Here is a 15,893-nt window from a genome sequence, read left to right on the forward strand (position 1 = left end):
CCCGCAGTCCTACAGCAGTCCCGCCATTTCGGTCGCCAACGGATCGGGGCGTGGGACAGCTGTGCGGGAACTGTCCGCTGTTCAGCGGCGGATGAGGCCGAGGGTGACGGCGGCGGCCACGGCGGCGGTGCGTGACTCGACGTCGAGCTTGGCGTAGACGCGGGCGAGATGGGATTTGACGGTTCCCTCGGTGAGGTGGAGGCGCTCGCCGATGGCCTGGTTGGACAGGCCCTCGGCGACCAGGGTGAGGACTTCGGTCTCGCGGGTGGTCAGGGCGGTACCGGGCGTGCGCACCCGGTTCATGAGTCTTTCGGCGACCGTGGGGGCGAGGGTGGTGCGGCCGGTGGCGGCCGTGCGGACGGCCGCGGCCAGTTCCTCGGGCGGGGCGTCCTTGAGCAGGTAACCGGTGGCGCCGGCCTCGATGGCGGGCAGGGTGTCGGCGTCGGAGTCGTAGGTGGTGACGATCAGTACGCGGGGTGCGCCGGGGCGTGCGGTGATGGCGGAGGTGGCTTCGGCGCCGCTCATGCCTCTGCCGAACCGCAGGTCCATGAGGACGACGTCGATGTCGCCGTCGGCGGCGCGGGCGACGGCGGCTTCGGCGGTGGCGGCCTCGGCCACCACGGTGAGGCCGGGTTCGGTCTCCAGTACGGCGCGCAGCCCGGCCCGGACGACGGGGTGGTCGTCGGCAAGGAGGAGGCGGATGGGGCTGTCGGTCACGGGTGGGCCTCGGGTTCGCTCTCGGTGGACGGAATCTCGGTGGGCGGTGGCAGGGGCAGCCGGGTGGTCAGGGCCGTTCCCTGGCCGGGGACGGACTCGATGACCAGGGTGCCGCCGAGGGCATGGGTGCGTGCGCGCATGGCGGCCAGGCCGAAGCCGCCGCTTCCCGGATCGGGGCCCGGGGGTCGGCCGGTGTCGAAGCCGGTGCCGTCGTCGACGACGTGGAGGGTGACGTGGTCGTCGGTGTAGTCGAGGGTGATGTCCGCGGCGGTGGCTTGTGCGTGGCGGACCGTGTTGGCGAGGGCGGACTGGGCGATGCGCAGCAGGGCGACTTCATGCGCGGTCGGCAGCGGTGCCGGGGTTCCGGTGAGGTGGAGGTGTGCGGTGAGCCGGTGGCGGGCTCCGGCGGTGGCGCACAGGCGGTCCAGGGCGTCGGCCAACGTCGTGTCCTCCAGGGCGGGTGGCGTGAGGGCGGCGACGAAACGGCGGGCCTCGGCGAGGTTGTCCACGGCGGCCTGGCGGGCCTGTTCCACATGACGGGCGGCCCTGTCGGGCTGATCGGGGAGGGCGCGTTCGGCGGCGCGCAGCAGGAGCTGAATGCTGGTCAGGCCCTGGGCGAGGGTGTCGTGGATCTCGCGGGCCAGGCGTTCGCGTTCGGCCAGGACTCCGGCGGTGTGCTCGGCGGTGGCGAGGTCGGCGCGGGTGGCGGTGAGTTCTTCGATCAGCCGGCGGCGGTGTTCACTCTCCCGGTAGAGGGCCTGATAGCCCCGCACCACGGCGATGGCGACGGCGGCGCCGATCGCGGGGCCGATGGCCATGGCCGGGCTGAAGAAGTCCTGGTGGACGGTGAAGCCGACGACGGCCGCGGTCACGGTTGCCGCCACCGCGGCGAGGCCCACACGGCGGGGCAGCAGGTGCAGTTGGAGGATGTACAGCGGGAAGGCGACCCAGACGGCGTCGGCGGACAGGGCCAGAAGCACCAGCCAGACCGCGCTCAGCACGGCCAGCCACAGTGCGGCGGCCCGCCGCGGCCGTCGGACGCGGGACAGCACGAAGTGCCCGGCGGCGTAGACCAGCCCGCACAGTGCCACCACTACGACCACCGCCGCGGCGTGCGGCAGGCGGTCGGTCACTGCGCGGCCCGCGGCCAGGGCGAGCAGGACGACGACCAGCAGGTGCAGGCACCAGACCAGGGCCCGCGTTGTCGGGGGCGTAGTGGTGGCGGTGGTGGCGGTGGTGTTCACGGTCCTCCCAGGCTAGAGAAACCCACCGGTCCCGGCCTCTGCCGAAAGTTACAACCGGCCTGCCTGCTTTCGGCCCGCGAAGTGCCCTCCTGCGCCAGATGCCCGCGCAAGCGGATGGCGGCGACGGTGGAGGCGTACCGGCACCACTGGAGAGGACAGGACCGAGGCCGTGTTCGTCGCCTGGAGAGACCTGATGTTCGCCAAGGGGCGCTTCGCCCTGATGGGGACCGTCATCGTACTGATCACCCTGCTGGTCGGACTGCTGTCCGGGCTGACCGCCGGACTGGAACAGCAGAACATCTCCGCGATCACGTCCCTGCCCGCCGACAAGATCGCCTTCGCCGCTCCCGGCACCGGGCAGGATCTGTCGTACGCCGACTCCACCGTCACCGAGAAGCAGTGGCAGCAGTGGGCCAGGACACCGGGCGTCACCAGCGCCGAACCGCTGGGCATCACCACGACCAGGGCCGCAGCGGGAGACAGGAACAGGAGCACCGGGGTTTCCGTCTTCGGTGTGCGGCCAGGCTCCCCACTCGCGCCGGAGAGTGGCAAGCTCGACGAGCGCCACGCGGTACTGTCCACAACCGCTGCCGACGACCTGGGCCTGAAGCCCGGTGACGCCTTCAGCCTCGCCGCACAGCGACTGACGGTCGCCGCTGTCCGGGGCGATGCCCACTTCAGTCACACACCGGTCATCTGGACCAGCCTCGGCGTCTGGCACAGCACCGCACCGCCCGTCGTCGGCGGCAGCGACTGGCAGTCCGCGACCGTCATCGCCCTGAACACCACCTCGGACGCCGACCTCGACGCCGCCGACCGCGCAGCGGGCACCAGGACCGTCGCCAAGGGCGACTCGCTGTCCGCGATCGGCTCCTACACCTCCGAGAACGGCTCCCTGCAGCTCATGCGCGGTTTCCTGTTCGTCATCTCTGCCCTGGTCATCGGCGCCTTCTTCACCGTGTGGACCATCCAGCGCAGCGGCGACATCGCTGTTCTGAAGGCGCTGGGCGCGTCCACGGCCGGCCTGCTGAAGGACGCCCTCGGCCAGGCCGTCGTTCTGCTCACCGGCGGCACTCTGATCGGCACCGGCATCGCCGCCGCTGTCGGTGCCGCCGTCTCCGGTTCCTCGGTGCCCTTCGTTCTCGCCCCCGCCACCGTCCTCGTCCCGGCGGCGGTGATGATCCTGCTCGGCGTGCTCGGAGCCGGCCTGTCCGTCCGCCGCATCACCTTCGTCGACCCGCTGACCGCCCTGGGGAGCGCCCGATGAGCCTGAACCTGACCGGTATCACCCTCACCTACCCCGACGGCGATTCCCGGCTGACCGCCCTGGACCGGGTCACCCTGGACGTGCCCAGGGGCAGCCTGACCGCCGTGACCGGCCCCTCCGGCTCCGGCAAGTCCAGCCTCCTGGCCGTCGCCGCCACCCTCGTCACCGCCGACGTCGGCACCGTCACCATCGACAAAACCCCCACCACCGGCATGACCCGCGGAGAACTGACCGAGCTACGCCGCCACAAGATCGGCATCGTCTTCCAGCAGCCCAACCTGCTGCCCTCCCTCACCGCCGCCGAACAGCTCCAGGTCATGGCCCACATCGACGGCCGCTCACCGAAGAAGGCGTACAGCCGGGCCATGGAACTCCTGGACGCCGTCGGTCTCGCCGACCATTCCCACCGCCGCCCCCACCAGCTCTCCGGCGGCCAGCGCCAGCGCATCAACATCGCCCGGGCCCTGATGAACGATCCCACCGTCCTCCTGGTCGACGAACCCACCAGCGCCCTCGACCACGAACGCGGCGCCGCCGTCATCGAGCTGATCACCCGCCTCACCCACCAGCGGGCCACCGCCACCGTGCTCGTCACCCACGACCGGACCCACCTCAGCGCCGCCGACCGCATCGCCGAGATCCGCGACGGAAGGCTCACCGTCGGTACACCGTTGGGCCGTTGACGAACGCTCAGTGGACGCGGATCGAGCACGGCACCACCGGCCGTTCACCACCCCTTACGATGACTTGATTACCGCGGTGCAGAGGGAGACGCTGGGCATGAGAAGGCTGGGTGATCTGGAGGCCGAGATCATGGACCGCCTGTGGAGGTGGAGGCGCCCGGCGACCGTGCGCGAGGTGGTCGACGACATCAACCGGACACGCCCCGTCGCCTACACCACCGTGATGACCGTGGCGAACATCCTCCACAGCAAGGGCTGGTTGCTGCGCGAGGAGAAAGAGGGACGCGCCTGGCTGTACGAGCCCGTCCGCACCCGGGAGGAGTACTCCGCCGCCCTCATGGAGGACGCTCTCAGCACCAGCGAGGACCGCCCCGTAGCGCTGACACACTTCGTCGGCCAGATGTCACCCGCCGAACTCACCGCCCTGCGCAAAGCCCTGCGGCAGGCGGGAAAACGCGCCGACGAGTAAGCGCGGCCTTCACCCGAAAATGCCCGGATCACCCGGATCACCCGGATCGTGACAATCGACGCACCGTCACGCCCGCCTCACGGCACGCAGTCAACCGCGGCCACGAGCGCCTAACTACTAAGTTTCTTAGCTACTTAGTTTGATCTGATCACAGGACATCACTAGGGTCTAGCGTGAACCTCCGCGCGGATGATCACGCACAACGGGTGAGTGACGGCGGAGGCCCCGCCCACCGGCGTGTCGGTAGGCGGCTGAAGGATGAAGGAGCGCGTCTCCGTGGCGTCCCACCGTCGATCCAGGCAGCCGAGCCGCGCACGTGTGACCGTGCTGACCACCGCGGCCGCCGCTGCCGTCGCCCTGAGCGCGAACGCCGCCAACGCCGCGCCGAGCGCCAAGCCGAGCAAGGACGAGGTCAAGTCCAAGGTCGACAAGCTCTACGAGGAGCAGGAGCAGGCCAGCGAGATGTACAACGGGGCCAAGGAGAAGCAGGAGAAGCTCCAGAAGGAGATCTCCACCATCCAGGACAACGTCGCCCGCGGCCAGGACGAACTCAACAAGCTCCGCGACGGCCTCGGTTCGATGGCGGCCGGCCAGTACCGCACCGGCGGTATCGACCCCTCGCTCCAGCTCTTCCTGTCCTCCGACCCGGACGACTACCTCGACAAGGCCTCCACGCTCGACCAGTTGAGCAGCCAGCAGGTCCAGGTACTGAAGCAGGTCCAGGACAAGCAGCGCTCACTCGCCCAGCAGCGCTCCGAGGCGAGTGAGAAGCTCAAGGACCTCGCGGCCACCAGGACCGAGTTGGCCAGGCAGAAGAAGACAGTCCAGGCGAAGCTCGTCGCGGCGCAAAAGCTCCTCAACTCCCTGACCGCGCAGGAGAAGGCCGCCCTGGCCGCCAAGGAGAGCCGCGCCAGCCGCAGCAGCGCACGCACCGTCCTCGGCGGAAACTCCAGCGCCGCCAGCAGCCGCGCCGCCGCGGCCTTCGCCGCCGCCCAGACCAAGGTCGGCGTCCCCTATGTCTACGGCGCCTCGGGGCCGTCCTCCTTCGACTGCTCGGGCCTCACCTCGTGGGCGTACGCCCAGGCCGGCGTCTCCATACCCCGCACCTCACAGGAGCAGACAAACATAGGCACCCGCATCTACTCGGTGAGCGAGCTCAAGGTCGGCGACCTGGTCTTCTTCTTCAACGACCTGCACCACGTCGGCCTTTATGCGGGCAACGGCCAGATCCTGCACGCACCCCGTACCGGCGCCCTCGTCCGCTACGAGTCGATGAGCACGATCGGCGGACCCTTCATGTTCGGCGTCCGGGTCTGAAGTCCGATCCGAGGGGAGCAGGTCTGAAGGGCCTGATGCCCGATCCGAGGGGGAGCCGGCGGACTGCCGGCTCCCCCTCGTTCTGTCACGCCTGGTAGGCCACCGGCACCATCATCCCCGCCTCGCCGTGGTACGCGTTGTGGCAGTGCAGCATCCACTGGCCCGGGTTGTCCGCGTCGAAGTGGACGGACACCGTCTTCTTCGGCAGCACGATCGTGGTGTCCTTGCGCGGTCCGTTCGGACCGACCTGGTAGGTGTGGCCGTGCAGGTGCATCGGGTGCCACATGGTAGTCCTGTTGACGAAGTCCAGCCGGACCCGCTGCCCCTGCTCGACGAGGATCCGGTTCGCGGTCGGGTTGTTCATGTCGAACCGCTTGCCGTTGATGCCCCAGTTGTACATGCCCATGCCGCCGGTCAGCTCGATGCGGTGCACCCGGTCCGTCTTCCTGGAAGCGAGCAGCACATCGTCCGCGGCCTCCAACTGGGAGGCGGCCACGATTTCGCCGCCCAGCTCCGCCGGGCGGACGGTGGGCTTGGGCGCGCTGCCGGAGCCGGTGCGGATCAGCGCCATACCGCCGGCGTTCTTGCCCTCGGCGAGCGCGACGAGCGGGAAGACGCCGTCGGCGAGGGTGACCAGGACGTCGTACCGCTCCCCCATGCCGATCAGCAGGGCGTCGGTCTGGCGATGCCGGACCGGGAAACCGTCGGTGTGGGTGATGGTCATCTTGTGGCCGCCGAGCGCCACCCGGTAGGCGGTGTCGCCGCCCGCGTTGATGATGCGCAGCCGGACACGCTTGCCGGGCTTGCTGGTGTGGACGTCCGGGTCGGCCGGGATGCGGCCGTTGATCAGGTGGTACGGGTACTTCACGTCACCGGCGTCGCCGCCGAGGAGCTTGCTCTCGGCGCCCGTGAGCATGAACTTCATCGACATGCCGCCACCCGAGGAGGAGGACGACGTGGACGGCGAGGCATTCGCCCCGCCCATGCTTCCGCCGCTCATACCTCCGCCGCCCATGTCCATCCCGCTCATGTCCATCCCGTCCATCCCGTCCATCCCGTCCATACTTCCCATGCCCTGCTTGAGTTCGGCGAAGACCTCGTCGGGAGTGCCGGTGACGCCGTCGATCCAGTCGTCGAGGACGACGATCCACTCGTCGTCGTACGACAGCGGCTCCCTGGGATCCTCGACGATCAGGGGGGCGTACAGGCCGCGGTCGAGCTGGGTGCCGACGTGCGGGTGGAAGAAGTAGGTGCCGGGGGCGTCGGTGACGAAGCGGTAGGTGAAGGTGCTGCCGGCCCGTACGGCGGCCTGGGTGGCCGGGGGCACACCGTCCATGTCGGCGCGCAGGGCGATGCCGTGCCAGTGGATGGACGTGGTGGTCCGGTTCGGCAGCTGGTTGCTGAGCTCGGCCGCGAGGGTGTCACCGGCCGACAGCCGGATCTCCTTGCCCGGGGTACGCCCGCTGAAGGCCCAGCTCTTGGCCGTCGTCCCGCCGCCGAGATCGAGTACGGCCGATGCGGCGGTGAGGGTCACGGTCTGCACCTTGCCGGTGCGCTTGCGCTTCTTGTCGACAGCGGCGACCACCTTGCTGTCAGGGCTGACCAGGGAGGGCGTGCCGTTGGAGTCACCGGAGCCGCTGCTGCACGCGGCGAGTGCCCCTGCGCCCGCGGCGCCGAGCCCGGCCAGCAGGACGGAGCGGCGGTTGATGCTGTTCATGGTGGGAGTCCTCTTGTCGATGTGCCGTTCGTCGGACCTCGCGCGGGCGGCACCGCTCACGTACGTGGGACGGGCGGGCGGTGGCTCGCGAGGTCTCGGCCTAGATCAACAAGCGGGATAGGAGGGAGAGATCAGGTGGCGCACGGTGTGACGTGCCCGGCAGGCCATGCCCGGCGAGCACAAAGGAGGCGTCGGTTCGGCTGACGTGGACGGCGGCGGGCGGCGGCGTGAATTTCGCCGTGCTGACGTCTCCGGCCGCGCAGTGCTGCATGGCAGGGCCCGAGCAGGCGCAGCCGTGATCGTCCATGGCCAGGTTCGCGTCGTGGAGTGCTGTGCCATGTCCGGCCGCGGTGGTCGTCGTCGTGGTCAGGGCCACGATGGTCGTCGTCCTGGTACCGGCCGCGGTCGTCCTCATGATCCCGGCCGCGGTCGTCGTCGTGCTCCCGGCCGCGGTGGTCCGGTCCATGCCGGCCATCGCCGTCGCGGCGGCGCGGGCAGGCATGGCCATGGAGGTCGTGTCGTGGTGGATGAGTACGGCGAGTGCTGCGAGCAGCGCGACGACGACGGCCCGCGCGCAGCGTACGGCGCTGCCGTGGACCCCCGGCCGCCGGTCTGCGGCTGTCGTCATCGCTCTCCACACATGCTTCATCAGACAGAACGCGCCCAATGTACCCGCCGGGGTATCTCGCCCACCAAGGGGCCCCGGGTACGAGTCGGCAGCAAACCGATCGACGCGGGACCTTCGATCCAGCCGACGGGCGTTCCCGTCACATGCCCGGCATCCCCGACATGCTGCCGCTCGATCCGGACGTGCTCCCCGCCGACCCGGAACCGGCACCCATGGCCGCCTTCTTGCCCGTCGGGGTGACGGCATGCCACATACCGCTCTTGTCCTGGCCGTTCATCTCACCGGCTTTGGTGTCGCCCATGTAGCGGTAGAGCGGCCAGCCCGCGAGGGTGACCTGCTTCATGCCATCGGAGCGGACCATGGTGCCGGCCTTGGCCTTCAGTCCCATGCCCTGGACGCTGCCGTCCGCCATGACCGGCATCCACGTCTGCGTGCAGGTCGAGCTGCACATCGACATGGAGGGGGACGCCTGGTCCTTGTCGTAGCGGTAGAGGGTCCAGCCCTTGGCGTCGGTGACGACCGTCCCCATGCCTGACATCTGCTTGGCCATCAGCATATTGGTGCTGACCATCCCCATGCCGCCGGCGGCAGTGGACGTACCGCCGGTGGCGGTGGACGTACCGCTGCCGGCGGGAGCAGCGGCACCGGTGGTGCCGGTGGTGCCGGTGGTGCCGGTGGTGCCGGAGCTGTCGGTGGACGAGGCACAGGCGGCCAGCAGAAGGGCAGAGGCGATACCTGCAGCCGTGGCGAGGGCGATGCGATGCCGGGACACGGAGTTCTCCCTTGTCGTGTTCTACGTTTCTACTGATGTCCTTAGTACGTCCAGTCACCTCCGACCGTTCAGCAGGCGGCGCACATGACGAACCCTTTGCCCGCAGCCCCACGAGAGGTGGCGGGCAAAGGCGTCAAAGGGAATGGCGGAGTGGAGAGGGGCTCTCCTACGCGCCCGCGCCGATGTACCGGGCGGGGTCGCCGTCGAAAATGGTGGCGCACTGCCGGGAGCAGAAGTAGTAGGTGTGGCCGTCCATTTCACGCTGTTCGGCGGCTGCATCCGGGCTGATGCTCATGCCGCAGACCGGGTCGGTGACCGTGGTGGTCCCGGCCGAGATGTCGTGGCCGTGGTGTCCGTTGTGATCGTCCGGGGTCTCCACGCGTGGCTGGACCGTGGCCGGAGCGGTGCCGCCCAACGGGGCAGGCCTCCAGCGGCGCAGCCGGTTGGCGTTGGTGACAACGGACAGGGAGGACAGGGCCATCGCGGCGGCGGCGATGATCGGGCTGAGCCGGATGCCCCACACGGGGTAGAGGGCCCCGGCTGCGAGCGGGACGCCGACGGCGTTGTAGACCAGGGCGAAGAACAGGTTCTGGCGGATGTTGCGCATGGTCGCCCGCGACAGCCGGATCGCGGTGACGACACCGGACAGCGAGCCCGAGATGAGGGTGATGTCGGCGGCCTCGATGGCCACGTCGGTGCCGGTGCCGATGGCCAGGCCCACATCGGCGGCGGCCAGTGCGGGGGCGTCGTTGATGCCGTCTCCGACCATGCCGACCCGGCGGCCCTCGGCCTGGAGGGTGCGTACGGCGTCGGCCTTGTGCTCGGGCAGGACCTCGGCCAGCACCCGCTCGATGCCGACCTCGGCAGCGATCGCGGCGGCCGTGCGCCGGTTGTCGCCGGTCAGCATGACCACGTCCACGCCCATCTGGCGCAGCGCGCCGATGGCCGCGGCCGAGTCCTCCTTGACTGTGTCGGCCACCGCGAGCACCCCGGCCGGACGGCCGTCGATCGCGGCCAGCACCGGCGTCTTGCCCTGCTGCGACAGCCCGACCGCGATCGGTTCGAGTTCGGCGGTGTCGATGCCGGCATCGGCGAGCAGCCGGGTCGCACCGACCAGTACGGCGTGGCCGTCCACCGTGGCCTGCACGCCCTTGCCGGTCACCGAGTCGAACCCGGACGCGGTCGGCGGTTCGAGACCGGCCCGGCGGGCACCGGCGACGATCGCGGCGGCCAGCGGGTGCTCGCTGTCGCGTTCGGCCGCGGCTGCCAGGGCGAGCAACCGGTCGCTCCCGACGTCACCGGCAGGGCGGATGTCGGTGAGGACGGGCGCCCCGGCGGTGATGGTGCCGGTCTTGTCGAGGACGACGGTGTCCAGCTTGTGCGCGGTCTCCAGGGCCTCGGCCGAGCGGATCAGAATGCCGGCGCGGGCCCCCTTGCCGGTGCCGACCATGATGGACATCGGGGTGGCCAGGCCCAGAGCGCAGGGGCAGGCGATGATCAGGACGGCGACCGAAGAGACCAGGGCGAGGGTCAGCGCGGGCGCCGGTCCGACGGTGTACCAGAGGGCGAAGGCGCCGATGGCGATGGCGATGACGGCGGGCACGAAGTAGGCGGACGTCGCGTCCGCGAGGCGCTGGATCGGCGCCTTGGACGCCTGAGCCTCTCGTACCAGCCGGATGATCTGGGCGAGCATCGTGTCCGCGCCGACCTTGACCGCCCGTACGCGCAGGGACCCGGTGCCGTTGACGGTCGCCCCGATCACGGTGTCCCCCGCGCGCTTGGTGACGGGTATCGACTCGCCCGTGACCATCGACTCGTCCACCGCGGAGGAGCCGGAGAGCACCTCCGCGTCCACCGGCACCTTCTCGCCGGGCCGTACGACGACCTCGTCGCCGACCTGCACGTCCTCCACCGGGATCTCGGCCTCGACCCCTTCGCGTATCACGCGGGCAGTGCGCGCCTGGAGCCCCAGCAGGGCGCGGATGGCCTCGCCGGTGCCGGCCTTGGCCCTGGCCTCCAGCAGCCGTCCGAGCAGGATCAGGGTGAGGATCACCCCGACCGCCTCGAAGTACACCTCGCGCACGTCCTCGGGCAGCACCCCGGGGGCGACGGTCACCAGAAGGCTGTAGCCGTACGCGGCCGTGGTACCCAGCGTGATGAGCGAGTTCATGTCCGCGGCGCGGTGGGCCAGGGTCAGCCAGCCGATGCGGTGGATCGGCCAGCCCGTATAGAACATCACGGGGGTGATCAGCGCCCACTGCAGCCAGTGATTCAGCATCCAGCCTGGCACCCAGTCCGCGCCGAACACCTCGTGCGCCATGACGGCGAACAGCACGGGCGCCGTCAGGACTGCGCCGAAGGCCACGCGACGGCTCAGATCCCGGATCTCGGCCCGCCGCTCGGCGGCCTCGGCCGCTTCGGCGTCGGCGGCCTGCCCCTCGGTCGGCCCCGCGGACAGGGTACGACCGGCCGGCGTCTCGGTGTCCTCACCGGGCGGGGCGTAGCCGTTCGCGCCCGGCTCCTCACCGGGCTCGACCAGCACCGTGCCGTGAATCATGTTCATCCCGCACGCGAATCCGAACGACCCCGGCCGCTGCGGGGTGAGCCGGACCGTCGTGCGCTCGTACGCCGGCAGCGCGGCGCTCACGCGCAAGTCCGGGAAGACGACCCTGTTGGTGCACTCGCCTGACTCCTGACGGTCGAAGACCAGTTCCGCCGGAACCCCCTGACGCAGCCGGATCACGTCCGGGCTGTATCCACCGCGTACGGTCACCTCCGCCCGTTGCACGCCGTGGGAGAGTTCCGCAGACCGCGCCCGGCGCGGGCCGAAGAAGAACCAGCCCATCGCGGCGACGGCGACTGCGGAGACGAAGATCACGATCAGGTCGGCCAGGTTCATGACGGACTCCTTCACCCTGTGGGTGGCATGACTCCACTGTCGCACAGATACCCCTACCCGGTATGGGTCCAGCGTCCCCGCACACCGGGCCGCCCGACCCATGCACTAAACGTCTTAGCGAGATGGCGATGCCGGTGAGCCGCTCTTCCAGGCAGGCTTGCAGTCCGCACCCAACCTTTCGACGCAGTGAGCAGTCGCCACGACGCGGAGATCATCCCGGGCCAGGTTTTGATGCGATGTTCACCCGAGGGCCGCGAAGACCCCTAAGTAGCTTAGTGATCGCAGCCGCAGGTCGGCCAGTGCCATGTGAGCGGTGATCACAGTTGGTGAAATACCCCAGGGGGGTATATCGTTCGTTGCCGTCGGGACGGGCCGAGAAATCTCCGTCGGCCCGAGAACCGACCCCGCACCACCACACCCTGAGGAAGAGACCATGACCGAAGAGACGACGAACTCCGGCTCCCACTCCTGCTGCTGCGGCTCCGGCGGCTCCTGTGGCTCGGACACCACGACCGACGTTCAGGACATCGGCGTCACCACCGTCTACAAGGTGTCGGGCATGACCTGCGGCCACTGCGAGACCTCTGTCTCCAAGGAGATAGGTGCCCTGGACGGCGTCACCTCCGTCACGGCAGTGGCCAAGACCGGAGAGGTCACCGTCACCTCCGCCACCCCGCTGGACGAGCAGGCCGTACGTGCCGCCGTCGACGAGGCCGGCTACGAACTCGTCGGCCAGGTCTGACTGTTCCCGAGGAACCACCCGACCATCACGTCATTCACCTCCCCCGCCGGGACGTACCGCTCCGCTGATACGGAGACCGTGCGTCCCGGCCTCCTTCAGGAGACACGCATGACCAGCACGGCACCAGAGACGACGCTCAGCGGTACGCCTCCGACCCCGATCTCCGACGTCGAGCTCTCCATCGGCGGCATGACCTGCGCCTCCTGCGCAGCCCGCATCGAGAAGAAGCTCAACCGCATGGACGGCGTGACCGCCACGGTCAACTTCGCCACCGAGAAGGCGAAAGTCACCTACGGCCCGGGCATCGAGGTCGCCGACCTCATCGCCACCGTGGTGAAGACCGGCTACACCGCCGAGCAGCCGCTGCCCCCCGCTCCCCCGGCCGACGCGACCACCGGCGCCGAGGACGCTGTGGGACAGCGGGACGACGAGTTGCTCTCCCTGCGTCAGCGTCTGTCTGTGTCCCTGGTGCTTTCGGTGCCGGTCGTCCTCATGGCGATGGTTCCGGTCCTGCAGTTCGACAACTGGCAGTGGCTGTCGCTCACGCTGGCCGCCCCCGTATTGGTCTGGGGTGGATTCCCGTTCCACAAGGCCGCCTGGACGAATGCCCGGCACGGCGCCGCCACGATGGACACACTGGTGTCGATCGGCACGCTCGCCGCGTTCGGCTGGTCCCTGTGGGCGCTGTTCCTCGGCAACGCCGGCATGCCGGGCATGCGGCACGGCTTCGACCTCACCGTCTCCCGCTCCGACGGCTCCTCCTCCATCTATCTGGAGGTTGCGTCCGGTGTGACCGCCCTCATCCTCACCGGCCGCTATCTGGAGGCGAAGTCCAAGCGAAAGGCCGGCGCCGCGCTGAGGGCACTGATGGAACTGGGTGCCAAGGACGTCTCCGTTCTGCGTGACGGCAAGGAAGTCCGCATCCCCATCGCGAAGTTGGCGGTCGGCGACCGTTTCGTCGTACGGCCCGGGGAGAAGATCGCCACCGACGGCACCGTCGTCGAGGGCGCTTCTGCGATCGATGCCTCCATGCTCACCGGCGAGTCGGTGCCGGTGGACGTCGGCTTCGGCGACGCGGTCACGGGCGCGACGGTGAACGCGGGCGGGCGGCTGGTCGTGGAGGCCACCCGGGTCGGCACGGACACACAGCTCGCCCGGATGGCGAAGCTGGTCGAGGACGCGCAGAACGGCAAGGCCGCCGTGCAGCGCCTGGCCGACCGGATCTCCGGGGTCTTCGTGCCCATCGTCATCCTCATCGCCTTCGGCACCCTGCTGACCTGGCTCTTCGTCACGGGCAGCGCCACGGCCGCGTTCACCGCGACCGTCGCCGTGCTCATCATCGCCTGCCCGTGCGCGCTGGGCCTGGCCACACCGACGGCACTGATGGTCGGCACCGGCCGCGGCGCCCAGTTGGGCATCCTCATCAAGGGCCCGGAGGTGCTGGAGTCCACCCGCCGTGTGGACACCGTCGTCCTGGACAAGACCGGCACGGTGACCACCGGCCGTATGACGCTCCAGGACGTATACGTCGCCGAGGGCACCGACAAGGCCGAACTGCTGCGGCTGGCCGGAGCGTTGGAGCACGCTTCCGAGCACCCGATCGCCCGGGCGATCGCCGCCGGCGCGGTCGAGCGGGCCGGGAGCCTGCCGGTCCCGGAGAGCTTCGAGAACGTCGCCGGGGTGGGCGTCCAGGGTGTCGTCGATGGGCACGCGGTGCTCATCGGACGCGAGAAGCTGCTGACCGAGTGGGCGATCGAGCTCCCGCGGGAGCTGGCCGAGGCCAAGGCCGCAGCCGAGGCCGAGGGCCGTACGGCGGTGGCCGTCGCCTGGGACGGGGAGGCGCGGGGCGTGCTCACCGTGGCCGACGCGGTGAAGGCGACCAGCGCGCAGGCGGTGGCCGAACTGCGCCGTCTGGGCCTGCGCCCCGTCCTGCTCACCGGCGACAACCAGCTCGTCGCGGAGTCCGTCGCCCGGGCCGTCGGCATCGACGAGGTGATCGCCGAGGTCCTGCCCCAGGACAAGGTGGACGTCGTCAAGCGACTGCAGAGCGAGGACCGTACGGTCGCGATGGTCGGCGACGGCGTCAACGACGCGGCAGCCCTGGCCACCGCCGACCTGGGCCTGGCCATGGGCACCGGCACGGACGCGGCGATCGAGGCGAGCGACCTCACCCTCGTACGAGGCGACCTGCGCGTGGCGGCGGACGCCATCCGCCTGTCCCGCAAGACCCTCACCACCATCAAGGGAAACATGTTCTGGGCCTTCGGCTACAACGTCGCCGCTCTCCCTCTGGCCGCCTTCGGCATGCTCAACCCGGTGATCGCGGGCGCGGCGATGGCGTTCTCCTCGGTCTTCGTCGTGACCAACAGCCTGCGGCTGCGGTCCTTCAAGTAGCCATGGGACAGTGCGGGTCCTGCCGAAATCAGGGCCCGCACGCCACCAGCAAGGGAAGCAGCGGAGCGGCGACGGTCACCACCACGATGATGCCCAACCGTGCCGCCCGCGGCGGCCGGGGCTGCGGGGTGAGGACGCGCCCCAGCCGGATGAGGGCGCCCGAACCACCGGCTCCCAGAGCCGGCTGCGGGGTCTGCCCGGCCGCGACCTCGTAGATCGCGGTGGCCAGCGTCTCCCGTGAGTGGAACCGCAGGGCACGGTCGTCCGCGATCATTTCCAGCAGCAGGTTCGTCTGTTCCTTGGCGTGCCGGGCGAGCGGCAGGCGCCGGAAGGCGCGGGAGAAAGCGTCGACGAAGACCTTCAGCAGGTGATGCCGACCCGCGATGTGGGCGCGTTCGTGGTCCAGTACGGCCCGCAGTTGGTCCTCGGACAGCACGTCCAGGGCGCCTCGGGTGACGACGATGTGGGAGCCGCGCCCCGACAGGCAGTAGATGGCCGGGACTTGATGATCGACGATCGTGGCGCCATGCTCGGGCGCCCGCTCACCGACCAGGGTCAGCAGGTCGAGTTGGCGGGCGCGAGCACATCGAGCGCGCCAGGCGCACCGGACCAGGCAGAAGGCCGGCAACAGCAGAACCGTGACGGGGGCAGCGATCACCAGCGCGTCCCCGAGGGTGGGCGACGTCTTGCTGACCGGGGCGTCGGCGGCCAGACCGCACGCGGTGAACAACCCGACCAGTCCATCGTGTACGTGCTGTTCGGTCATCACCAGGTGATACACCGTGAGGGCGGTGGCCAGGACGAACGTGACCATGAGGCCCTGCCACGCCAGGACCGCGACGACCGGCGCTCGGTATGCCCAGCGGGCCCGGGCCAGCAGAGCAGGCGCCACGGCGCCCGCCAAGGCCGCGTATCCGGCCAGTCCCGCTGCTGTGATCATGTCTGTGCTCCGCCTGTTCAGCACTCGGAGCAGAGAGCGTAGCGCGTGGGCCTCATCCGTACTCGTCTCTCCCGACGAGCCGGTCGGAGCGCCCGCCGGATCCG

13 protein-coding genes are annotated in these 15,893 nt (G+C 69.9%); 6 read left to right on the forward strand and 7 right to left on the reverse strand.

All coding sequences use genetic code 11. The features are described 5' to 3' along the window. Positions 1-81 precede the first annotated feature (81 nt). Positions 82-717 (reverse strand): response regulator, encoded by a 636-nt coding sequence (locus ACSYGN_RS04845; protein WP_460392155.1) that lies wholly within the window; start codon positions 715-717, stop codon positions 82-84. Continuing rightward, complete coding sequence (locus ACSYGN_RS04850; RefSeq protein WP_460392157.1) at positions 714-1,961, reverse strand: sensor histidine kinase; 1,248 nt, start codon at positions 1,959-1,961, stop codon at positions 714-716. Before ACSYGN_RS04850 ends, ACSYGN_RS04845 begins: the two co-directional genes overlap by 4 nt. A gap of 169 nt (positions 1,962-2,130) precedes the next feature. Here ACSYGN_RS04850 and ACSYGN_RS04855 point away from each other — a divergent pair, with 169 nt between their 5' ends. The 4 genes from ACSYGN_RS04855 (at position 2,131) to ACSYGN_RS04870 (ending at position 5,697) form a co-directional block, all read left to right on the forward strand. Further along, positions 2,131-3,228 (forward strand): ABC transporter permease, encoded by a 1,098-nt coding sequence (locus ACSYGN_RS04855; protein WP_460392159.1) that lies wholly within the window; start codon positions 2,131-2,133, stop codon positions 3,226-3,228. Further along, on the forward strand, positions 3,225-3,911 hold the full coding sequence (locus ACSYGN_RS04860; protein ID WP_460392161.1) for an ABC transporter ATP-binding protein: 687 nt from the start codon (positions 3,225-3,227) through the stop codon (positions 3,909-3,911). The genes ACSYGN_RS04855 and ACSYGN_RS04860 overlap by 4 nt, the downstream gene beginning before the upstream one ends. A gap of 97 nt (positions 3,912-4,008) precedes the next feature. Next, complete coding sequence (locus ACSYGN_RS04865; RefSeq protein ID WP_460392163.1) at positions 4,009-4,380, forward strand: BlaI/MecI/CopY family transcriptional regulator; 372 nt, start codon at positions 4,009-4,011, stop codon at positions 4,378-4,380. Between the two features lie 276 nt (positions 4,381-4,656). After that, positions 4,657-5,697, forward strand: a complete 1,041-nt coding sequence (locus tag ACSYGN_RS04870; RefSeq protein ID WP_460392165.1) for a C40 family peptidase — start codon at positions 4,657-4,659, stop codon at positions 5,695-5,697. Positions 5,698-5,782: 85 nt separating this feature from the next. Here the strand turns inward: ACSYGN_RS04870 and ACSYGN_RS04875 are convergent, their stop codons facing one another. From ACSYGN_RS04875 to ACSYGN_RS04890, 4 genes are all read right to left on the reverse strand, one after another. Beyond that, complete coding sequence (locus tag ACSYGN_RS04875; RefSeq protein WP_460392167.1) at positions 5,783-7,414, reverse strand: multicopper oxidase family protein; 1,632 nt, start codon at positions 7,412-7,414, stop codon at positions 5,783-5,785. A gap of 100 nt (positions 7,415-7,514) precedes the next feature. After that, positions 7,515-8,042, reverse strand: coding sequence for a hypothetical protein (locus ACSYGN_RS04880; RefSeq protein ID WP_460392169.1), 528 nt, complete (start codon positions 8,040-8,042; stop codon positions 7,515-7,517). Positions 8,043-8,181: 139 nt separating this feature from the next. Further along, entirely contained in the window at positions 8,182-8,814 is a 633-nt protein-coding gene (locus ACSYGN_RS04885; protein WP_460392171.1) for a hypothetical protein, read from the reverse strand. Positions 8,815-8,980: 166 nt separating this feature from the next. Further along, positions 8,981-11,713, reverse strand: a complete 2,733-nt coding sequence (locus tag ACSYGN_RS04890; protein ID WP_460392173.1) for a heavy metal translocating P-type ATPase — start codon at positions 11,711-11,713, stop codon at positions 8,981-8,983. A 433-nt stretch (positions 11,714-12,146) separates the two neighbouring features. On the opposite strand from ACSYGN_RS04890, the gene ACSYGN_RS04895 reads away from it, so the two are divergent. Together ACSYGN_RS04895 and ACSYGN_RS04900 are read left to right on the forward strand one after the other, a co-directional pair. Then, complete coding sequence (locus tag ACSYGN_RS04895; RefSeq protein WP_460392175.1) at positions 12,147-12,455, forward strand: heavy-metal-associated domain-containing protein; 309 nt, start codon at positions 12,147-12,149, stop codon at positions 12,453-12,455. A 108-nt stretch (positions 12,456-12,563) separates the two neighbouring features. Then, complete coding sequence (locus ACSYGN_RS04900; protein WP_460392177.1) at positions 12,564-14,849, forward strand: heavy metal translocating P-type ATPase; 2,286 nt, start codon at positions 12,564-12,566, stop codon at positions 14,847-14,849. Between the two features lie 28 nt (positions 14,850-14,877). On the opposite strand, the gene ACSYGN_RS04905 is transcribed toward ACSYGN_RS04900, so the two are convergent. Beyond that, on the reverse strand, positions 14,878-15,789 hold the full coding sequence (locus ACSYGN_RS04905) for a M56 family metallopeptidase (RefSeq protein ID WP_460392179.1): 912 nt from the start codon (positions 15,787-15,789) through the stop codon (positions 14,878-14,880). Positions 15,790-15,893 lie beyond the last annotated feature (104 nt).

This window comes from Streptomyces sp. YIM S03343 (assembly GCF_054729195.1).